Raw genomic sequence first — 22261 nt, 5'->3', positions numbered from 1 at the left:
CGTCCATGTAAGCTCGGTCGCCGCTTGCTCGTGTGCGCTGTCCTGCGCACACGGCAAGACCGGGGTTGGGCGTCCTGCCCAACCCGCCCGAGGCATGCCTCGGGCCCATGGCGCTCACGCCCCTGCGCAGCCCACCCTCCCGGCCACGGACAGTTTCCGTGCGCGTCCACCCCGGATTGAAGAAAGAAGAGCAAGAGCACCGCTTCCGGGTTCAGATTCGCTTTCCGCAGGAAAACGGATCTGCCCCCTCTTCCCACTTGGAAACCCAACGCTCTTGCCGTCCGTCACAGGAATGCCGAGAGGGCTGGGTCGGGGTGGGCTGGCGGGACCGTTGGCGCCATGGATGGCGCCATCGAGCCCCCAAGGGTGAGGGCGCTTTGCTTGCGAAGCACTGCTTCGCAAGCGCCCGAACGCCCAGCCGCCAGCGGCTGGGCCGGACCGCGGAGCGGGGTTTACGGCGTGTCCCGCCAGCCCCCCCCGATCCAGCCACCCACTGAAAATTCAGAGCCGACCAACCGCTGTTGCTGTTGCTGTTGCTGTTGCTTCAAAAGCCGGCCGCAGGCAGCGCCGCAACCGCCGCTGCAAGGAAACCTGAATACGTTCGGACACCGCACCTCAATCCCCCGCCCGCGCGGCCGATAACGGGGTTGTCACCGCTTGTCCCGCTGTGACCGGCACGGCGCCGCCCGCCCGCTTCGACCTGGTCCTGCTCGATGAATCTCATGCATCGCTGGCAACACTACTTCAGCAACCTCTCCGTCCGGCGCAAGCTCAACCTGCTGACGCTGCTCATCGCGCTTGGCGTGATCGCGCTCTCGGTGATCGCCGCCCGCATGCAGTACCTCGACCTGACCGAGACCCGCAAGACCGCTCTGAAGACCCAGGTCGAACTCAGCTACGGCATCCTCCAGCACTACCATCGCCTGGCCGGTACCGGCGAGCTCAGCGAGGACGCTGCCAAGGCCGCCGCCCTGCAGGCGCTGGAAGTGATGCGCGCCGATAACGATGCCTACTACTTCAACATCTACGACACCGGCTACCGCCTGCTGATGCACCCGTTCCGCAAGGACCTGGTCGGCAAGGACATGAAGGACTTCCGCACCGACGACGGTGTGCGCATCTACTACGACCAGGTGGAAGCAGCCAAGGCCGGTGGCGGCTTCGTCAACTACCGCTGGGCCAAGCCCGGCAGCAAGGGCGAGGTCGAGAAGGTGGCTTACGCCGGCCTGTTCGCGCCCTGGAACTGGGTGGTCAGCAGTGGCGTCTACATGGACGACGTGCAGAAGCAGGCACTGGTGTTCACCGCCATCATGGCCGTCTCCGGTGGCGTGCTGGTACTGATCGTGCTGGCCCTGAGCTGGCTCATCGGCAACCGCATCGCCGTACCGCTGAAGCAGGCAACGGCCGTCGCCGAGGGTATCGCCCGCGGCAAGCTGGACAGCCACATCGGCCCGCAGCCGCATGACGAGACCGGCCGCCTGCTGGACGCCATGTCCGGCATGCAGCAGCAGCTGCACGCGGTGATCAGCGGCCAGCGCGAGATGGCGCGTCGCCACGATGGCGGCGAACTGAGCTACCGCATCGATGCCAGCGCCTTCCCCGGCGAGTACGGGCTGATGGTGCAGGAAACCAATGCCCTGGTCGGCGGCCACGTGCAGACCCTGCACGATGTGCTGGACGTGGTGCAGCAGTACGCGGTGGGCGATCTGAGCCGCGACGTCGCGCGCTACCCCGGCGAGAAGGCCGCGATGACCACCACCGTCGACACGGTCAAGGCCAACCTCGGCCGCATCAACGCCGAGATCAAGCAGCTGGCCAGTGCCGCCGCCGCAGGCGACTTCAGCCGCCGTGGCGACGCGCAGCGCTTCGATCACGATTTCCGCCTGATGCTGGAAAACCTCAACGCGATGATGGCGGTCAGCGATGACAACCTCGGCAAGCTCTCGCAGCTGCTGTCGGCCATCGCCGAAGGCGACCTGACCGCGCGCATGCACGGCGACTACCAGGGCGTGTTCGCACGCATGCGTGACGACGCCAACACCACCGTCACCCAGCTGACCCAGATCGTCGGCCAGATCCAGGCCAGCGCGTCCAGCATCACCCTCGCCGCCGGCGAGATTGCGTCGGGCAACAGCGACCTGTCGCGCCGCACCGAGCAGCAGGCCGCCAATCTGGAAGAAACCGCCGCCTCGATGGAGGAACTGACCTCCACCGTGCGCCAGAACGCCGAGCATGCCCGCCAGGCCAACCAGCTCGCCATCGGCGCGCAAGGCGTGGCCTCGCAGGGTGGCAGCGTGGTCGGCCAGGTGGTCAACACCATGTCGGCCATCGAAGCCTCGTCGAAGAAGATCGCCGAGATCATCTCGGTCATCGACGGCATCGCCTTCCAGACCAACATCCTGGCGCTGAACGCCGCAGTGGAAGCTGCACGCGCCGGCGAACAGGGCCGTGGCTTCGCCGTGGTCGCCAGCGAAGTGCGTACCCTCGCCCAGCGCTCGGCCGCCGCGGCCAAGGAGATCAAGGGCCTGATCGATGATTCGGTCGGCAAGGTCGCCGAAGGCTCCAGCCTGGTGCACCAGGCCGGCAGCACCATGGGCGAGATCGTCGCCTCGGTGCAGCGCGTGACCGACATCATGGCCGAGATCTCCGCGGCTTCGCAGGAGCAGTCGGCCGGCATCGAGCAGGTCAACCAGACCGTGGTGCAGATGGACGAAACCACCCAGCAGAATGCTGCGCTGGTGGAAGAAGCCACCGCCGCCGCACGTGCGATGGAAGAACAGGCTGGCCAGCTGGCCGACGCCGTGGCGATCTTCCGCCTGGACAACCAGGTCTCGGCCGCAGTGAAGGCCGTGGCCGCGCGTGTCGAGCCGGTGCATGTTGCCGCCGCCGTGGCGCGTCCGCGGCCGGCTCCGACGCCAGCACCGGTTCGCCGCACCGGCAGCAACGCCAGCACCTTCGTCGCCAGCGACAGCGACTGGCAGGAATTCTGAGACCCACCCGCGGCGGCTTCGGCCGCCGCCTCTGCCGATGGACACGTCCCCCGTGCAAAGTCCTACTCCCATCGTCACCGGCCCGCGCGAATTCGAGTTCGCCGACCGTGATTTCCGCCGCGTCTGCGACCTGATCTACCAGCGCGTGGGCATTGCCCTTGCCCCGGCCAAGCGCGACATGGTCTATGGCCGCCTGTCGCGCCGCCTGCGCACGCTGGGCATGCGCAGCTTCCAGCAGTATCTGGACCATCTGGAGCAGGAAGACGGTGACGAGTGGCAGGCGTTCACCAACGCGCTGACCACCAACCTGACCTCGTTCTTCCGCGAGCCGCACCACTTCGACAAGCTGCGCGAGGAGCTGCAGCAGCGCTCCAGCCGCACACCGCTGCTGCTGTGGTCGTGCGCCGCCTCCACCGGCGAAGAGCCCTACTCGATGGCGATCACTGCCTGCGAAGCCTTCGGCACCCTGAAGCCACCGGTACGCATCATCGCCACCGACGTCGATACCCAGGTGCTGGCCACCGCCGGCCGTGGCGTCTACAACATCGACCGCGTCACCAGCCTCGATCCGGACCTGCGCCGTCGCTACTTCCAGCGTGGCAGCGGCCCCAACGAGGGCCAGTGCCGTGTGCTGCCGGCGCTGCGCGAGCTGATCGAGTTCCGCCCGTTGAACCTGCTTGCCCCCCGCTATGACGTCGGCGGCCCGTTCGACGCACTGTTCTGCCGCAACGTGATGATCTACTTCGACAAGCCGACCCAGCGCGCGATCCTCGGCCGTCTGGTACAGCACCTGGCCGACGACGGCCTGTTGTATACCGGCCACTCGGAGAACTACCTGCACGCCGCCGACCTGATCCAGCCCTGCGGACGCACCCTGTACCGCCGTGCGGCAAAGGCAGGCGCATGAACGCATCGCTGCGCACCGATGATGTGATGCGTTACCAGGACGCGCGCTTCAAGACCATTGCGGCCAAGCTGCTGCCGACCCAGTACCTGGTGGTCGACGACACCACCGCGCTGACCACCACGCTGGGCTCCTGCGTGGCCGCCTGCCTGCGCGACCCGGTGCTGAAGATCGGCGGCATGAACCATTTCCTGCTGCCCGAGGGCAATGCCGGCGACGGCGCACCTGCGCGCTATGGCAGCTACGCGATGGAGCTGCTGATCAACGACATGCTCAAGCGTGGCGCCCACCGCAAGCGCATCGAGGCCAAGGTGTTCGGCGGTGCCAACGTGCTGAAGGGTTTCACCAGCAACCCGGTCGGTACCCGCAACGCCGAGTTCGTGCGCCAGTACCTGCAGGCCGAGCACATCCCGATCATTGCCGAGGACCTGTGCGGCATCCATCCGCGCAAGATCTGGTTCTTCGCCGATACTGGCCGCGTGGTAGTGCAGCGCCTGCCGCATGCCCATGAGGCCGAAGTGGCCGCGACCGAATCGGCGGTGCGTGCACGCCTGTCCAAGGCCCCGGTCACCGGCGGCGTGGAGCTGTTCGAATGACCCTGACCGGCAACGCCCCCTGCCGGGTCCTGATCGTCGACGACTCCGCCGTCGTGCGCCAGATGCTCACGGAAATCCTGTCCAGCGATCCCGCCATTGACGTGGTCGGCACCGCCGCCGACCCGCTGCTGGCGCGCGAGAAGATCAAGCGTCTGGCCCCGGACGTGATCACGCTGGACGTGGAAATGCCGCGCATGGACGGCCTGGCGTTCCTGGAAAACCTGATGCGCCTGCACCCGCTGCCGGTGGTGATGATCTCCTCGCTGACCGAGCGCGGCGCCGACACCACCCTGCAGGCACTGGCGCTGGGCGCGGTGGACTTCGTCTCCAAGCCGAAACTGGACGTGGCGCGCGGCCTGCAGGCCTACGCCGACGAGATCATCGCCAAAGTGAAGATGGCGGCGCGTTCGCGTGTGCGCCCGCTGGTGCGCGCTGCCGCACCGAAGCTCCTGCTGGACGCCTCCCCAGCGACGCGTCCCGCCACGCCCCAGTTCCGCACCACCGACCGGCTGATCGCAATCGGCTCGTCGGCCGGTGGCACCGAGGCCCTGCGCGTGGTGCTGGAAGGCATGCCCGCCGACGGCCCGGCCGTGGTGATGACCCAGCACCTGCCGGCCAGCTTCAGCAGCGCCTTCGCCGAACGCCTGGACCGGCACTCGGCGATGGCCGTACGCGAGGCCAGCGACGGCGAAGCCGTGCTGCCCGGCCACGCCTACCTGCCACCGGGTGGCAAGCACCTGCGGATCATCCGCGACGGTGCGCGCTGGCGCTGCCGGGTCGACGACGGCCCTGCGGTGAACCGGCACAAGCCCGCGGTGGATGTGCTGTTCCGCTCGGTCGCGCAGAACGCCGGCGGCAACGCCATCGGTGCCATTCTCACCGGCATGGGCGATGACGGTGCACGCGGCCTGCTGGAAATGCGCCAGGCCGGCGCACCGACGCTGGTGCAGGACGAGGCCACCAGCGTGGTCTGGGGCATGCCCGGTGCCGCGTTCAAGCTCGGCGCCGCCGAGGAACAGGTGCCGCTGGAACGGATTGCCGAGCGGTTGCTGGCGCTCGCGCGCGGCTGATTGCGCGCCCCGGCTCAAGGACTCCGCTTGCAGTAGATCCACGCCATGCGTGGATGCCGTTGTAGAGTCGAGCCATGCTCGACTCATCGCGCATCGCACGAACAGCAGCCAAGCATGGACTCGGTGCTACAGGCCATCAGGCAAAAAAGGCACCGGCTTTCACCGGGGTTCTTCGTTTCAACGCGCTACCCGCATGTGTACTTTGATAGGGGCATTGCACAAGGAACGCTGCACATGATCAAAGGCATATGGAAGGCCGCCCTGGCGGCCGTACTGCTTTCATTGCCACTGGCACCCGCCGGCGCCAGTGGCGATCTGTTCTACTTCGAGGCCAAGCAAGGTGATGTGTTCTTCATGCTGATGCTGGTGGGTCGCGAAGACCCCGGCGCGGTAAGCGTCAGCTGGAAAGGCGCGTCGATCCCGCCGTACCCCAACGTGCATCGCCGCTACTACATCGAGTTCAACCGCGCAAAGCGCCAGGCCTATGTGCGTCCACATAGCCGTGATGGATTGCCCTGGTTCGAGATGGATGTTTCCGGTGAGCGCGGCAACGTGCTGATCGGCGGCCGTCGGCTGGAAGGCAGCGCGGACTGGACCATTCAGTAGCGCCGCAAGCCTAACCGTTCCGTTGTTGCCCAAACGCCAAAATCTGCCATTTGGATCGCGCCAGGCTCCAGCGATCCCGCCAGTCACTGCTCCGGCTATCGGTTGGGACGGGGATGCAGACGCCCCAGAACGGTCCCGTCAAGCTTGATCAGCTCCAAGGTCTGGTCTGTCTTCAATGTCTCAAACAGACCATCCGTACGAGAATGAACCGATAGAAATCCCTGTTCGAACAGCGTCGTTCCTGTGTCTGGGTCAAGAAAGTTAACCGTAACATCACCGGCGCTGTTTCGCTCACGCACGAAAACCAAGCCATTCGAAACACTCACGTAGCCGTAGCGTGGCGCAAGCCTCCATCGTCCCGACTCATCCAGAAGCCCCCAGCGACCACGCAGTGAGAGGGCGTAGACCCTCGTTCCATCCGCCAAGAGCGCCGGTGAGGGAGTATGCGGCGTGAAATCAGCCAGCGCATTACCGCGCAGATCGAGTATGTGATACCCGGGGTCATATCCCGGCCGTTCGAATGCCGCGACCAGATTCGGACCCAATGGTTGTATCCGGCGGTAGCGAGGAGGAATCAGCCAAGCGCCAGCGGCATCTATTAAACCCCAGCCTTCATCGGCTTCCGCCAGCAGCAGTTGGTCATCCAGTCCTGCCTCGGCTTGAAAAGGCGCAAGTTGGCGGTACTGGGAGGACGAGATGCTGGCATCTTCCAGCATCATGAAACGCACCCCCGCTTCGCCGGGCTTTCGATACTGGACCATCCTGCGATTCAACGGATGCAGGTCCGCATTGTGTTGCGCGGAGCGCGGCAATCCATCCAGGCCTACTACGTATTCGTCATCCTCCGAACCGAAGATTACGTAGCCCACACCTTCAGCGCGCTCGTCTGTCTCCATACAAAGGCCTGTAGGCGCCGGGAACAGCTGCCCAGTTCGCGTGAAATGCAGGCACGCACCGTCTTCGGCTACCGCAGAAAGCAGGTACTCACCCCGACCAAACTTGAACCGGTATCGACCCATGGGCGCCACTTGCACCCCATGGGGATCCAACACCGTGTCATTCCCGCCTTGGGTGGCGAGCGCGAAACCCGACCTGTTGAACGTCATCTGGTCGTAGTCCTGACGCCCTATGCCTGCCAGCGATCGATCAACCAGGCCAAAGTTGACACCATCGCGCGAAGCGATGGCCACGTCCCCCTCATGACCCAAGGGACCAAAACTACCGAAGACACTGAAGACGGGACCGGACCTGCCCTTTGCGTCAAGGAAGCGGGTCGTACAGCGCTGCTTCTCACTGTTGCAGAGTTCTACAGCCGGGTTTCCAGCCCAGGACGCCGAGCGCAGGAGATCAATCTCGCCTTTCTGCTCAAACCGACGCACCAATCGGCCTCGTGCATTGAAGAAGTCGATTCGCGTATACGCCTTGGGCGGGCTCCGCAGCAGCACCTTGGCCTCGATCACCCCGTTGCCATGTACCTCAACCGAGTCGTAATGCGCTTCAAGGACGATACGCCCTTCTGAATTCATGACGCCCCTGTTCTCCCCCCTTTCGAAGACCGCCACCCCATTTTTGAAGGGGCGGAGGTATTGCATTCCCCGATGCTCGGCCAGTTGCCGGCCCGTGCCATCCAGCACCACGCAGCGGCCCTCATGACAGAGGCCGTGGCGTGTAGTTCCATCGAAAATTGGCGGCGGCTTGGTAGGCTGCGGAATTGCAGACGCCTGCGTTGCGCCTACCGATGGCGCCATGGTCAGAAGTACAGAGGCCAGCAGAACGCCTAGGGCCTGGGCGATGACGCTACCGCGATGGGTAGAGCTGAAAGGCAGCAGAAATGAGCGGCGCATCTCAGGCAAGACCGAAATGGAGGGCATCCACGGTAGGCGCCATGCATCGCCAGAGACATACAACTTCTACGAAAGTGCCCTGTCCAAAAAAACCCCGGCTTTCACCGGGGGTTCTTCGTTTCAACGGGTTGCCGGCCAGCGGCCGGCACTACCATGCGTCGTCGGCCCACAAAAAAACCCCCGGCGCGAGCCGGTGGCTTTTCGTTACCGCATCAGGCAGCAACCGTCTTGGCCACGTCCTGGTATTCCTCGATCTGGTCGAAGTTCATGTAGCGGTAGATCTCCGCACCATTGGCGTTGATCACGCCGATGTCCGCCATGTACTCCTCCTTGGTCGGGATGCGGCCCAGACGCGAGCAGATCGCGGCCAGTTCCGCCGAACCCAGGTACACGTTGGTGTTGCGGCCCAGGCGGTTCGGGAAGTTGCGGGTCGAGGTCGACATCGCGGTGGAGCCTTCGCGGATCTGCGCCTGGTTGCCCATGCACAGCGAGCAGCCCGGCATTTCCATGCGTGCACCGGTGGCGCCGAAGGTGCCGTACACGCCTTCCTTGGTCAGCTCCGAGGCATCCATCTTGGTCGGCGGGGCCACCCACAGGCGGGTCGGCAGGTCACGCTTGCCTTCCAGCAGCTTGGCAGCGGCGCGGAAGTGACCGATGTTGGTCATGCACGAACCGATGAACACTTCGTCGATCTTGGCGCCGGCCACTTCGGACAGGGTCTTCACGTCGTCCGGGTCGTTCGGGCAGGCCACGATCGGCTCGTGGATGTCGGCCAGGTCGATCTCGATGACGGCAGCGTATTCGGCATCGGCATCCGGCTCCAGCAGCTCCGGGTTGGCCAGCCACGCTTCCATCTTCTCGATACGGCGCTGCAGCGAACGCGGGTCCTGGTAACCCTCGGCGATCATCCACTTCAGCAGCGTGATGTTGCTGTTGAGGTACTCGATGATCGGTTCCTTGTTCAGGCGCACCGAGCAACCGGCCGCCGAACGCTCGGCCGAGGCGTCGGACAGTTCGAATGCCTGTTCGACCTTCAGCTCCGGCAGGCCTTCGATTTCCAGGATGCGACCGGAGAAGATGTTCTTCTTGCCAGCCTTGGCCACGGTCAGCAGGCCCGACTTGATCGCGTACAGCGGGATCGCGTTGACCAGGTCACGCAGGGTCACGCCCGGCTGCATCTTGCCCTTGAAGCGCACCAGCACCGACTCCGGCATGTCCAGCGGCATCACGCCGGTGGCAGCGGCGAAGGCAACCAGGCCCGAACCGGCCGGGAACGAAATGCCCACCGGGAAACGGGTGTGCGAGTCACCACCGGTACCAACGGTGTCCGGCAGCAGCATGCGGTTGAGCCAGCTGTGGATCACGCCGTCGCCCGGACGCAGCGAGACGCCGCCACGGGTGGAGATGAACTCCGGCAGGGTGTGGTGGGTCTTCACGTCCACCGGCTTCGGGTAGGCGGCGGTGTGGCAGAACGACTGCATCACCAGATCGGCCGAGAAGCCCAGGCAGGCCAGGTCCTTCAGCTCGTCGCGGGTCATCGGGCCAGTGGTGTCCTGCGAGCCGACCGAGGTCATCTTCGGTTCGCAATAGGTGCCCGGGCGCATGCCCTGGCCTTCCGGCAGGCCACAGGCGCGGCCAACCATCTTCTGCGCCAGCGAGAAGCCCTTGCCGGTATCGACCGGCTGCACCGGCAGGCGGAACAGGTCGGTCGGGGCCAGGCCCAGCGCTTCACGCGCCTTGCCGGTCAGGCCACGGCCGATGATCAGCGGAATGCGGCCACCGGCACGCACTTCGTCGAACAGCACTTCGGACTTGACCTGGAACTCGGCGATCACTTCACCGTTCTTCAGCGCCTTGCCTTCGTACGGACGCAGCTCGACCACATCGCCGTGCTCCATCTTCGACACGTCCAGCTCAATCGGCAGTGCACCGGCATCTTCCATGGTGTTGTAGAAGATCGGGGCGATCTTCGAACCCAGGCAGACGCCACCGGCGCGCTTGTTCGGGATGAACGGAATGTCATCGCCGGTCCACCACAGCACGCTGTTGGTGGCCGACTTGCGCGAGGAACCGGTGCCGACCACGTCGCCGACGTAGGCGACCAGGTGACCCTTGTCCTTCAGCGACAGGATCTGCTGGATCGGGCCGCGCTTGCCGTCTTCTTCCGGGGTGAACGGCGCGTCGTCGCGCTTGTTCTTCAGCATCGCCAGGGCGTGCATCGGGATGTCCGGGCGGGTGGTCGCGTCCGGCGCCGGCGACAGGTCGTCGGTGTTGGTTTCGCCCGGCACCTTGAACACGGTGATGGTCAGGCTCTGCGGCACTTCCGGGTTGCTGGTGAACCACTCGGCGTCGGCCCAGCTCTGCAGCACGGCCTGGGCGTTGGCGTTGCCCGCCTTGGCCTTTTCCTGCACATCGTGGAAGGCATCGAACACCAGCAGGGTCTTCTTCAGACCGTTGGCGGCGATGGTGCCGACGCTGGCATCGTCCAGCAGCTGCACCAGCGGAGCGACGTTGTAGCCGCCGAGCATGGTGCCCAGCAGTTCGGTGGCGCGCTCGCGGCTGATCAGCGGGTTCTGCTCGCTGCCCAGGGCGATCGCCGCCAGGTACGAGGCCTTGACCTTGGCCGCGTCGTCGACGCCGGCCGGCACGCGGTGGGTCAGCAGGTCGAGCAGGAACTCGGCCTCGCCCTGCGGCGGGTTCTTCAGCAGTTCGATGACATCGGCCGTCTGCTGCGCGCTCAGCGGCAGCGGCGGGATGCCAAGCGCAGCGCGCTCGGCGACGTGGTGGCGGTAGGCTTCCAACATGACAACTCCCGGGTAATGCGTAGGTTGAAAAAACAAAGTGGGCTCAGGCTTGCGGCACGATCAGCTTCAGGCCCTTGAAGTAGTCGCGGTAAAACGTGTCGTTCCAGGTGATCAGGCCATCGCACTGCAACAGTGCGTGGGCGCCGACCATGAATTCGTCCAGGCTGCGGCGGCTGCCGCTGCGCTGACGGTGGCGACGGTGCATCTCGCCGGCACGCAGCGCCGACTTGGCTTCCATCGGATTGAAGTGCACGCCCATTTCTTCCAGCGCTTCGAGCACCTCGGCACCGCCACGCAGCGATGCGCAGACCTCGGCCAGGGTCGCGCCGCAGACCACCACGCGGCCACCGACCAGGCTCTGCCTGAGGATGGCTTCCACGGCATCGGCCTGCGGACCATTGCTGAGCAGCTCGACCAGCACCGGAGAGTCGACGGCGATCATCACGGCTTATTCCTCGTCACGCACCGCGCGTACCGCTGCGTCGGACGATTCGAAACCGTCCAGCGCGAACTTGCCGCGCGCCCGTGAAATGGCATCGTCAACACTCTTGCGCAGGATGATGCGGCTGCCGTCCAGTTCGACCTTCAGCAGCGTGCCCTTGGTCAGGCCGAGGGCATCACGCACCGCCTTGGGCAGGGTGATCTGTCCGCGTTCTGCAACAGTGGCTTCCATCGGTAGGCCCTCCAGAGTATGCACAAATTATACATACTTCCCCGGGCATACTTCCACCCTGAACAGGACCGGCACCCCGCCAGCCCTTGCCTCGCAAAGGATCGGCCACAAACGTGACATACGCCATACACCTTCCCCTGTAGTCTGGAACCGATGCCGCAGGCCGGAACCCGGCCCGGATGAATCCATTCAGTCTGGGGTTCATACTGGGACCACCGGGGCCGTCAGGCCCGCGGCGACCGCAAGCAGGTCCGCCCATGCGCGGGCCACTGCAAGCCATCCGCAAGAAGGAGTTACCCCGCATGAGCGATTCGTTCTCCACCCGCAGCCAGCTGAATGTCGGCGGCAAGACCTACGACTACTTCAGCCTGCCCACGCTGGGCCAGCGCTTCGATATCTCCCACCTGCCCTACTCGATGAAGATCCTGCTGGAGAACCTGCTCCGGCACGAGGACGGCGGCGTCACCGTCGGCAAGGACCACATCGAAGCCGTGGCCCGCTGGAACCCGGCCGCCGAGCCGGACACCGAGATCGCCTTCATGCCGGCGCGCGTGGTCCTGCAGGACTTCACCGGCGTGCCCTGCGTGGTCGACCTGGCCGCGATGCGCGACGCAGTGGTCAAGCTCGGCGGCTCGCCGGAGCAGATCAACCCGCAGATTCCCTCCGAACTGGTCATCGACCACTCGGTGCAGGTCGACGTGTTCGGCAAGCCGGACGCGCTGGACCTCAACGGCAAGATCGAATTCCAGCGCAACCAGGAACGCTACGGCTTCCTGCGCTGGGGCCAGAAGGCCTTCGACAACTTCAAGGTAGTGCCGCCGAACACCGGCATCGTCCACCAGGTGAACCTGGAGAACCTGGCCCGCGTGGTGATGACGGCGGACAAGGACGGCAAGGCGGTCGCCTACCCCGATACCGTGTTCGGTACCGACAGCCACACCACCATGATCAACGGCATCGGCGTGCTGGGCTGGGGCGTGGGCGGCATCGAAGCGGAGGCGGCCATGCTCGGCCAGCCGTCGTCGATGCTGATCCCGCAGGTGGTCGGCTTCAAGCTGACCGGCAAGCTGCCCGAAGGCGCCACCGCCACCGACCTGGTGCTGACCGTCACCCAGATGCTGCGCAAGCTGGGCGTGGTCGGCAAGTTCGTCGAGTTCTACGGTGACGGCCTGCAGCACCTGCCGCTGGCCGACCGTGCCACCATCGGCAACATGGCGCCGGAATACGGCGCCACCTGCGGCATCTTCCCGATCGACGCCGAGTCGCTGAACTACCTGCGCCTGTCCGGCCGCAGCGAAGAGCAGATCGATCTGGTTGAAGCCTATGCCAAGGCGCAGGGCCTGTGGCACGAACCGGGCAGCCCGCACGCGCAGTACAGCACCACGCTGGAACTGGACATGGGCACGGTGAAGCCGTCGCTGGCCGGCCCGAAGCGTCCGCAGGACCGCGTGCTGCTGGAAGACGTGCAGAAGAACTACCGCGAAGCCCTGGTCGGCATGACCGCCAACCGTGACAAGCGCAGCGACGACGTCTCCTCGTTCGTCAATGAGGGCGGCGGCGCCGCGGTCGGCAACGAGCAGCTGGCCAAGGGCTACGCCGATATCGAAATCGAGAACCGCAAGGTGCGGCTGAAGGACGGTGCGGTGGTCATCGCCGCCATCACCTCGTGCACCAACACCTCCAACCCGGCGGTGATGATCGGCGCCGGCCTGCTGGCCCGCAATGCGGCCGCCAAGGGCCTGAACCGCCAGCCGTGGGTCAAGACCTCGCTCGGGCCGGGTTCGCGCGTGGTCACCGACTACCTGGAAAAGGCCGGTGTACTGAAGGAGCTGGAGAAGATCGGCTTCTTCGTGGTCGGCTACGGCTGCACCACCTGCATCGGCAACTCCGGCCCGCTGCCGACCGAAGTCAGCGCCGGCATCGCCACCGGCGACCTGGTCGTCACCTCGGTACTGTCCGGCAACCGCAACTTCGAGGGCCGCGTGCACCCCGAAGTGAAGATGAACTACCTGGCCAGCCCGCCGCTGGTGGTGGCCTATGCCATCGCCGGCACCACCGACATCGACCTGACCACCCAGCCGCTGGGTACCGGCAGCGATGGCCAGCCGGTGTTCCTGCGCGACATCTGGCCGAGCAACAAGGAAATCGGCGATGTCATCGCCGCCACCATCGGCCCGGAGATGTTCAAGCAGAACTACGCCGACGTGTTCAAGGGTGACACCCGCTGGAACACCATCGCCTCGCCGGACGGCAACCTGTACGAGTGGAGCGATGCCTCTACCTACATCAAGAACCCGCCGTACTTCGATGGCATGACCATGCAGACCGGCAGCATCGACGATGTGCACGGTGCACGCGTGATGGGCCTGTTCGGTGATTCGATCACCACCGACCACATCTCCCCGGCCGGCAACATCAAGAAGGACTCGCCGGCAGGCCGCTTCCTGCAGGAGCGCGGCGTGCAGCCGGCCGACTTCAACAGCTACGGCAGCCGCCGCGGCAACGATGACGTGATGGTCCGCGGCACCTTCGCCAACATCCGCATCAAGAACCTGATGTTCGGTGGCGAGGAAGGCGGCAACACCCTGTACTACCCGGCCGGCGGCGGCCAGCCGGAGAAGCTGGCGATCTACGATGCAGCCATGAAGTACAAGGCCGACAAGGTGCCGCTGGTGGTGCTGGCCGGCAAGGAGTACGGCACCGGCTCGTCGCGTGACTGGGCGGCCAAGGGCACCCTGCTGCTGGGGGTGAAGGCGGTCATCGCAGAGAGCTTCGAGCGCATCCACCGCTCCAACCTGGTCGGCATGGGCGTGCTGCCGCTGCAGTTCCGCAACGGCGAGAACGCACAGAGCCTGGGCCTGGACGGCTCGGAAGTGATCGACATCACCGGCCTGCAGGACGGTGCCAGCAAGCGTGCCACCGTCACCGCGACCAAGGCCGACGGCACCAGGAAGACCTTCGAAGTCTCGGTGATGCTGCTGACCCCGAAGGAAGTCGAGTACTTCCGTCATGGCGGCCTGCTGCAGTACGTGCTGCGCCAGTTGGCAGCCAAGTAACTGGTAGCGCCGGGCCATGCCCGGCGGATCCCGGAAGCAAACGCAAAGGGCCGGATCCTCACAGATCCGGCCCTTTGCTTTGGCGTTCGCCGGGCATAGCCCGGCGCTACCTACCGCCGCGGGGCGTCCGGGTCGGTGCGCAGGGCCTTCAGCAGGCCCCACATGTAGAACGCCAGGGTGAACGAGAACGGCAGGCCGCACAGCACCACCGCGGTCTGCATCGCACTGAAGTTGCCGGCCAGCAGCAGGCCGACGCTGGCCACGGTGATGCCGGCCGCCCAGAACACGCGCAGCCAGATCGGCGCGTCGTGGCCATCCTCCACGCCGTCGTCAACGCGTCGGGTGCACAGGTTGGCGATCATCAGCGTGCCCGAATCGACCGGGGTCAGGAACAGCACGAAGCCGATCACCACCGCGGCACCGGCCACGTACGGCGCCGCGGGCAGGTACTCCAGCAGCTTGAACAGCGTCATCGCCGCATCATGCTGGGCCACGTCACCCAGGATCGCCTGGCCGTGATTGAGCACCAGATCGATAGCCGTGTTGCCGAAGATCGACAGCCAGGCCAGGGTGAAGCCGAGCGGGATCAGCAGCACGCCCATGATCACTTCACGGATGGTGCGGCCACGCGAGATGCGCGCCACGAAAAGACCGACGAACGGCGCCCAGGCGATCCACCACGCCCAGTAGAACAGCGTCCACGAGCCCATCCACTCACGGCCCTTCGGGTCGTTGAGGTACATGTCGAAGCTCTTGCGCACGAATGCGCCGAGATAATCGCCGGTGTTCTGGATCAGACCATCGAACAGGTGCAGGGTCGGACCGGTGACCAGCACGAACAGCAGCAGGCCGCACAGCAGGCGCACGTTGAGGTTGGAGAGCCAGGCAATGCCCTTCTCCACACCCGCCACCACGCCGATGGTGGCCACCACCATCATCACCAGCACGATTGCCACCAGCACCTGCGGCGTATCCGGAATGTGGAACAGGTAGACCAGGCCGGACTGCACCACCAGCGCACCGATGCCGAGGTTGGTCACCATCGAGATCAGCGTGGCGAGGATGCCGAAGCCATCGACCATGTCGCCGATGCGGCCATGGATGCGCTCACCGAAGATCGGGTACAGCGCCGAGCGCAGCGCCAGCGGCAGGTCGCGGCGGTAGGCGAAATAGCCCAGCGCCACGCCGACCAGCGCATACAGCGCCCAGCCGTGCAGGCCCCAGTGCAGGAAGGTCAGCACCATCGCCTCGCGGCCGGCGGCCACGGTCCCGCCGGGCTGCCCGGGCGGATTGAGGAAGTGGTCCAGCGGCTCGTAGGCGCCGTAGTACAGCAGCGCAATGCCGATGCCGGCCGAGAACAGCATCGACACCCAGGCCACGTAACCGAAGGCCGGTGATTCCTCGTTGTGGCCCAGGCGGATGCGGCCATACGGTGAGAACGCCAGCCACAGCACGAAGCCCAGGCACAGCACGATCAGCAGCATGTACCACCAGCCGAACGCCGCCGAGACTTCGGCCTGCGCCCACTGCAACCAGTGCTCGCTGCTTTCGGGATAAAGAACGGTGAGCAGCCCGAGGATGCCGATCGACACCGAAGAGCTGAAGAAGACAAAACGGTTCAAGCGCAGGGGCGAACGCTTGGGATGAGCCAGGGAAGACATGGGGTCGTCTCATCAAGTCCGAGGGGGCACATGGGCGGGGCCGGACCGGTAAACCGGGCCCATGGCGTGGGGCGCGAGCGCATCCTAGGGTTTATTGATTGAACGTTCAATCAATAAAAAGCATAATGGCGGGCAGCCCGATCCTTCGGGTCGCATTCCGTGGAGAGACAATGCCGAAGAAAGGCGTGGAACCGGTACGGCGCGAACAGCTGATCCGGGCCACTTTCCAGACCATCGACGAGATCGGCATGGCCGATGCGACCGTCGCCACCATCGCGAAGAAAGCAGGGCTGTCCAGCGGCATCGTCGCCCACTACTTCGGCGACAAGGACGGCCTGCTCAATGCTGCAATGCGGCAGATCCTGCGTGAACTTAAGGACGCGGTCGCCCGCTACCGTGCCGACGCTGGTGACGACCCGCGCGAGCAGCTGCGCGCCATCGTCGATGGCAACTTCGACGACAGCCAGATCAACGGCACCGCGATGCGCGTCTGGCTGACCTTCTGGGCCGCCAGCATGCACCAGCCGGAACTGGCCCGGCTGCAGCGCGCCAACGACCAGCGCCTGTTCTCCAACCTGTGCCACCAGTTCAACCGCCTGCTGCCCCACCCGCAGGCCCGCCTGGCCGCCCGTGGCCTGGCCGCGATGATCGACGGCCTCTGGCTGCGCGGCAGCCTGGTCGGCGGCCAGTTCAACGCCGAGAAGTCCCGGCGCATTGCTTACGGCTACATCGACTTCCAGTTGCAGGCTGTCGCGCTATAAGCGCTTCAGCACCCGCCCCCTTCCAAGGAGTACGCCCCATGACCACCCTGCCCGTCCAACAGCTCTACATCCACGGCCAGCGCGTCGATGCCAGCAGCGGCAAGACCTTCAAGACCGTGAACCCGGCCACCGGTGACGTGATCGCTGAAGTGCAGGTCGCCAGCCAGGCCGACGTCGAACGCGCCGTGCAGAGCGCGGCCGAAGGCCAGAAGGTGTGGGCGGCGATGACTGCCATGGAGCGTTCGCGCATCCTGCGCCGCGCCGTCGAGATCCTGCGCGAGCGCAACGACGAACTGGCGCACCTGGAAACCCTGGACACCGGCAAGGCGCTGGCCGAAACCACCACCGTGGACATCGTCACCGGCGCCGACGTGGTCGAGTACTACGCCGGCCTGGCCACCGCCATCGAAGGCATCCAGCTGCCGCTGCGCGAATCGAGCTTCTTCTACACCCGCCGCGAGCCGCTGGGCGTGGTCGCCGGTATCGGTGCCTGGAACTACCCGATCCAGATCGCCATGTGGAAGTCGGCCCCGGCCCTGGCCGCCGGCAACGCGATGGTGTTCAAGCCGTCCGAAGTGACCCCGCTGACCGCGATCCGCCTGGCCGAGATCTACACCGAAGCCGGTGTGCCGGCCGGCGTGTTCAACGTCGTGCAGGGCCCGGGCCGCGAGATCGGCCAGTGGCTGACCGAGCACCCGGTGATCGAGAAGATCTCCTTCACCGGCGGCGTCGCCACCGGCAAGAAGGTCATGGCCAGCGCCGCGTCCTCGTCACTGAAGGAGGTGACCATGGAGCTGGGCGGCAAGTCGCCGCTGGTGATCTGCGATGACGCCGATCTGGACCGCGCCGCCGACATCGCGGTGATGGCCAACTTCTTCAGCTCCGGCCAGGTCTGCACCAACGGTACCCGCGTGTTCGTGCCGCGCAGCATGCTCGCCGCCTTCGAAGCCGCCGTGGTCGAGCGCGTCAAGCGCATCCGCATCGGCGACCCGATGGCCGCCGAGACCAACTTCGGCCCGCTGACCAGCTTCCCGCACATGGAAAACGTGCTGCGCTACATCGAAAGCGGCAAGGCCGAAGGCGCTCGCCTGCTGACCGGCGGCGGCCGTGCCACCGAAGGCGCGCTGGCCAATGGCGCCTACGTGCTGCCGACCGTGTTCTCCGACTGCCGCGATGACATGACCATCGTCAAGGAAGAGATCTTCGGGCCGGTGATGAGCATCCTCGCCTACGACGACGAAGACGAAGTGGTGCGTCGCGCCAACGACACCACCTTCGGCCTTGCCGCTGGCGTGGTCAGCAAGGACGTCAGCCGCGCCCATCGCATCATCCACCGCCTGGAAGCCGGCATCTGCTGGATCAACACCTGGGGCGAATCGCCGGCCGAAATGCCGGTCGGCGGCTACAAGGAATCCGGCGTCGGCCGTGAGAACGGCCTCTCCACCCTTGGCCACTACACCCGCATCAAGTCGGTGCAGGTGGAACTGGGCGACTACGCCAGCGTGTTCTGATCGGCGCGCCGCGAGCGCGCACCTTCGTCCGGCCACCGCGCCGATCCGACATTCCGCCGGGACGCCTGCACGCAGCGCGCCCCGGCCTGCAGGAGACACCCATGAGCACCCATAACGAGTACGACTACATCATCATCGGCGCCGGTTCGGCCGGCAACGTGCTGGCCACCCGCCTCACCGAAGATGCCGATGTCAGCGTGCTGCTGCTGGAAGCCGGTGGCCCGGACTACCGGCTCGACTTCCGTACCCAGATGCCGGCGGCACTGGCCTTCCCGCTGCAGGGCAAGCGCTACAACTGGGCGTACAAGACCGATCCCGAGCCCTTCATGAACAACCGCCGCATGGACTGCGGCCGTGGCAAGGGGCTGGGTGGCTCGTCGCTGATCAACGGCATGTGCTACATCCGCGGCAACGCGATGGACTACGACAACTGGGCCAGCATGCCCGGCCTGGAAGACTGGACCTACCTGGACTGCCTGCCGTACTTCCGCAAGGCCGAAACCCGTGACATCGGCCCCAACGACTACCACGGTGGCGAAGGCCCGCTGCGGGTGACCACGCCCAAGGCCGGCAACAACGAGCTGTTCGCCGCGATGGTCGAGGCCGGCGTGCAGGCCGGCTACCCGCGCACCGACGACCTCAACGGCTACCAGCAGGAAGGCTTCGGCCCGATGGACCGCACGGTGACCCCGAAGGGCCGTCGTTCCAGCACCGCCCGCGGCTATCTGGACCTGGCCAAGCCGCGCCCGAACCTGACCATCGTCACCCACGCGCTGACCGACCGCATCCTGTTCTCGGGCAAGCGTGCGGTGGGCGTGCAGTGGCTGCACAACGACCAGCCGCAGCGTGCCACCGCCCGCCGCGAAGTGCTGCTGTGTGGCGGCGCCATCGCCTCGCCGCAGATCCTGCAGCGCTCGGGCGTCGGCCCGGCCGACCTGCTGCGCAGCCTGGACATCGACCTGGTGCACCACCTGCCGGGCGTCGGCGCCAACCTGCAGGATCACCTGGAGATGTACCTGCAGTACGAGTGCAAGAAGCCGGTGTCGCTGGCCCCGGCACTGAAGCTGTACAACCAGCCGGCGATCGGTGCCGAGTGGCTGTTCCTGGGCACCGGCATCGGCGCCAGCAACCAGTTCGAGGCCGGTGGCTTCATCCGCAGCGACGCCGAGTTCGACTGGCCGAACCTGCAGTATCACTTCCTGCCGGTGGCGATCAATTACAACGGCTCCAACCCGATCAAGGCGCACAGCTTCCAGATGCACGTCGGTTCGATGCGCTCGCCCAGCCGCGGCCGCATCCACGTGCGTTCGAAGGATCCGCGCGAACATCCGAGCATCCTGTTCAACTACATGTCGCACGACCAGGACTGGCGCGAGTTCCGCGCGGCGATCCGCATCACCCGCGAGATCTTCGCGCAGCCGGCACTGGCGCCGTACAGCGGCCGCGAGATCTCGCCGGGCAGCGCACTGCAGACCGATGCGCAGATCGATGCGTTCGTCCGCGAGCATGCCGAGACCGCCTACCACCCGTCGTGCTCGAACAAGATGGGCCATGCCGATGACCCGATGGCGGTGGTCGACGGCCAGGGCCGCGTGCACGGGCTGGAAGGCCTGCGCATCGTCGATGCCTCGATCATGCCGCAGGTGGTGACCGGCAACCTCAACGCGCCGACCATCATGATGGCCGAGAAGCTGGCCGACGTGATCCGTGGCCGCACTCCGCTGGCCCGCAGCACCGCGCCGTACTACAAGGCCAACGGCGCACCGGTACGCAAGCAGGGCTGACGCAAGCGGCCCTTCGGCAGACGCACACCCCTAATCGGTAGGTGCCCACCTTGGTGGGCACGCCTCCACAGCGCCCCCTCGCAATCCTGTGCCGACCAAGGTCGGCACCTACCACTGCAGCCTCCGCGACCCCTCTTCGCGTTTTCCCTACGGCGGGGTATGCTGCAATGAACGGCCATTGTCGATACGCTCAGGGCCGTAACCTAAAACATCACGATTCCTGGAGGGGGAATATGAGTCTGGATCGTCCCTGGCTGCAGAGCTATCCGAAAGGCGTTCCCGCCGAAATCGACGTCAACGAATTCCATTCGGTCGCCTCGGTCTTCGACGCTTCCGTCGCGAAATTCCGCGACCGTCCCGCCTACTCCAGCTTCGGCAAGGTCCTCACCTATGGTGAGACGGACGCGCTGGTCACCCAGTTCGCCGCCTACCTGCTGGGTGAGCTCAAGCTCAAGAAGGGTGACCGCGTCGCCCTGATGATGCCCAACTGCCTGCAGTACCCGGTGGCCACCTTCGGCGTGCTGCGCGCCGGCCTGACCGTGGTCAACGTCAACCCGCTGTACACCGCGCGCGAACTCAAGCACCAGCTGGTTGATGCCGGCGTCAGCGCCCTGGTGGTGGTCGACAACTTCGGCGACACCGTCGAACAGGTCATCGCCGATACGCCGGTCAAGCACGTGGTCACCACCGGCCTGGGCGACCTGCTCGGCGCCAAGGGCGCGATCGTCAACTTCGTGCTGAAGTACATCAAGAAGATGGTGCCCAACTACCACATCAAGGGCGCCGTCCGCTTCAAGCAGGCGCTCAAGCTGGGCAGCCGCCACGCGCTTCCGGCGGTCGAGATCGACCACGACGACATTGCCTTCCTGCAGTACACCGGCGGGACCACCGGCGTGGCCAAGGGTGCGATGCTGACCAACCGCAACCTGATCGCCAACATGCAGCAGGCGTCGGCGTGGCTGTCCACCTCGGGCATCGAGCCGGGCAAGGAAGTGATCATCACTGCCCTGCCGCTGTACCACATCTTCGCGTTGACCGCGAACGGGCTGGTCTTCATGAAGTTCGGTGGCTGCAACCACCTGATCACCAACCCACGCGACATGAAGGGCTTCGTCAAGGAGCTCAAGGGCACCCGCTTCACCGCCATCACCGGCGTCAACACGCTGTTCAACGGCCTGCTCAACACCCCGGGCTTCGACGAGATCGACTTCTCTTCGGTCAAATTCACCCTGGGCGGCGGCATGGCGGTGCAACGTGCCGTGGCCGAACGCTGGAAGAAGACCACCGGGGTGACCCTGGTCGAGGCCTATGGCCTGACCGAAACCTCGCCGGCGGCCTGCATCAACCCGCTCACCCTGCCCGAGTACAACGGTTCGATCGGCCTGCCGATCCCGTCCACCGATGCCTGCATCAAGGACGACAACGGCAACATCCTGCCGCTGGGCGAAGTGGGCGAACTGTGCATCAAGGGCCCGCAGGTGATGAAGGGCTACTGGCAGCGTCCGGAAGAAACCGCCACCGCCATCGATGCGGACGGCTGGCTGCACACCGGCGACATGGCGAAGATGGACGAACAGGGCTTCTTCTACATCGTCGACCGCAAGAAGGACATGATCCTGGTGTCCGGCTTCAACGTGTACCCGAATGAGGTCGAAGACGTCATCGCGATGATGCCGGGCGTGCTGGAAGTCGCCGCCGTCGGTGTCCCGGACGAAAAGTCCGGCGAAGTGGTCAAGGTCGTGATCGTGAAGAAGGACCCGAACCTGACCGCGGAAATGGTCAAGGAACATGCGCGGGCAAACCTGACCGGTTACAAGCACCCCAGAATCGTAGAATTCCGAAAGGAGCTGCCGAAGACCAACGTCGGCAAGATTCTCCGTCGCGAGCTGCGTGATACGCCCGCCCAGTAAGGGTTTCCGGGCAACGGGAGAGTACAGGGACCCCGCCGGAGACGGCGGGGTCTTTTTTATTACCGGAACATGGCCGGTACAGCGCTTGCGG

15 protein-coding genes are annotated in these 22261 nt (G+C 65.5%); 10 read left to right on the top strand and 5 right to left on the bottom strand.

Annotation, left to right across the window (positions count from 1 at the left end):
* Positions 1 to 713 precede the first annotated feature (713 nt).
* From ACZLIB_RS10260 to ACZLIB_RS10240, 5 genes are all read left to right on the top strand, one after another.
* Complete coding sequence (locus ACZLIB_RS10260) at positions 714 to 2990, top strand: methyl-accepting chemotaxis protein (RefSeq protein WP_478469792.1); 2277 nt, start codon at positions 714 to 716, stop codon at positions 2988 to 2990.
* 37 nt (positions 2991 to 3027) lie between these two features.
* Entirely contained in the window at positions 3028 to 3897 is an 870-nt protein-coding gene (locus tag ACZLIB_RS10255; protein ID WP_014037084.1) for a CheR family methyltransferase, read from the top strand.
* Positions 3894 to 4490 carry a chemoreceptor glutamine deamidase CheD gene (gene cheD, locus ACZLIB_RS10250; RefSeq protein WP_008264676.1) on the top strand — a complete coding sequence of 199 codons (597 nt, stop codon included), beginning with the start codon at positions 3894 to 3896 and terminating at the stop codon, positions 4488 to 4490. The genes ACZLIB_RS10255 and cheD overlap by 4 nt, the downstream gene beginning before the upstream one ends.
* Entirely contained in the window at positions 4487 to 5560 is a 1074-nt protein-coding gene (locus ACZLIB_RS10245) for a protein-glutamate methylesterase/protein-glutamine glutaminase (protein WP_478469791.1), read from the top strand. The genes cheD and ACZLIB_RS10245 overlap by 4 nt, the downstream gene beginning before the upstream one ends.
* Before the next feature lie 234 nt (positions 5561 to 5794).
* Positions 5795 to 6166, top strand: coding sequence for a hypothetical protein (locus ACZLIB_RS10240; protein ID WP_121503190.1), 372 nt, complete (start codon positions 5795 to 5797; stop codon positions 6164 to 6166).
* A gap of 95 nt (positions 6167 to 6261) precedes the next feature.
* Here ACZLIB_RS10240 and ACZLIB_RS10235 read toward each other — a convergent pair whose 3' ends face one another.
* From ACZLIB_RS10235 to ACZLIB_RS10220, 4 genes are all read right to left on the bottom strand, one after another.
* Positions 6262 to 8037: a WG repeat-containing protein gene (locus tag ACZLIB_RS10235; RefSeq protein WP_478469789.1), complete on the bottom strand. Its 1776-nt coding sequence runs from the start codon at positions 8035 to 8037 to the stop codon at positions 6262 to 6264.
* Between the two features lie 185 nt (positions 8038 to 8222).
* The gene (gene acnB / locus ACZLIB_RS10230; protein WP_478469788.1) at positions 8223 to 10814 is read right to left on the bottom strand and encodes a bifunctional aconitate hydratase 2/2-methylisocitrate dehydratase; all 2592 of its coding nucleotides are present in this window, start codon (positions 10812 to 10814) and stop codon (positions 8223 to 8225) included.
* A 43-nt stretch (positions 10815 to 10857) separates the two neighbouring features.
* Positions 10858 to 11256 carry a type II toxin-antitoxin system VapC family toxin gene (locus ACZLIB_RS10225; RefSeq protein ID WP_008267153.1) on the bottom strand — a complete coding sequence of 133 codons (399 nt, stop codon included), beginning with the start codon at positions 11254 to 11256 and terminating at the stop codon, positions 10858 to 10860.
* Between the two features lie 6 nt (positions 11257 to 11262).
* Entirely contained in the window at positions 11263 to 11487 is a 225-nt protein-coding gene (locus tag ACZLIB_RS10220) for an AbrB/MazE/SpoVT family DNA-binding domain-containing protein (protein WP_005409505.1), read from the bottom strand.
* 302 nt (positions 11488 to 11789) lie between these two features.
* Between ACZLIB_RS10220 and acnA the strand changes: the two genes are divergently transcribed.
* Entirely contained in the window at positions 11790 to 14543 is a 2754-nt protein-coding gene (acnA, locus tag ACZLIB_RS10215) for an aconitate hydratase AcnA (RefSeq protein WP_478469786.1), read from the top strand.
* 110 nt (positions 14544 to 14653) lie between these two features.
* Here acnA and ACZLIB_RS10210 read toward each other — a convergent pair whose 3' ends face one another.
* Positions 14654 to 16204, bottom strand: a complete 1551-nt coding sequence (locus ACZLIB_RS10210) for a BCCT family transporter (RefSeq protein WP_032129837.1) — start codon at positions 16202 to 16204, stop codon at positions 14654 to 14656.
* A gap of 170 nt (positions 16205 to 16374) precedes the next feature.
* Between ACZLIB_RS10210 and betI the strand changes: the two genes are divergently transcribed.
* From betI to ACZLIB_RS10190, 4 genes are all read left to right on the top strand, one after another.
* Positions 16375 to 16965 (top strand): transcriptional regulator BetI, encoded by a 591-nt coding sequence (gene betI, locus ACZLIB_RS10205; protein WP_005416394.1) that lies wholly within the window; start codon positions 16375 to 16377, stop codon positions 16963 to 16965.
* Positions 16966 to 17003: 38 nt separating this feature from the next.
* Positions 17004 to 18476, top strand: coding sequence for a betaine-aldehyde dehydrogenase (betB, locus tag ACZLIB_RS10200; protein WP_049399436.1), 1473 nt, complete (start codon positions 17004 to 17006; stop codon positions 18474 to 18476).
* Positions 18477 to 18577: 101 nt separating this feature from the next.
* The gene (gene betA / locus ACZLIB_RS10195) at positions 18578 to 20260 is read left to right on the top strand and encodes a choline dehydrogenase (RefSeq protein ID WP_014037074.1); all 1683 of its coding nucleotides are present in this window, start codon (positions 18578 to 18580) and stop codon (positions 20258 to 20260) included.
* Between the two features lie 233 nt (positions 20261 to 20493).
* Positions 20494 to 22170 (top strand): long-chain fatty acid--CoA ligase, encoded by a 1677-nt coding sequence (locus ACZLIB_RS10190; protein WP_478469784.1) that lies wholly within the window; start codon positions 20494 to 20496, stop codon positions 22168 to 22170.
* The last annotated feature ends 91 nt before the right edge of the window (positions 22171 to 22261 follow it).

This window comes from Stenotrophomonas sp. 220_Sma (genome assembly GCF_056487375.1).
This window is presented reverse-complemented; position numbering and strand designations above follow the sequence as displayed.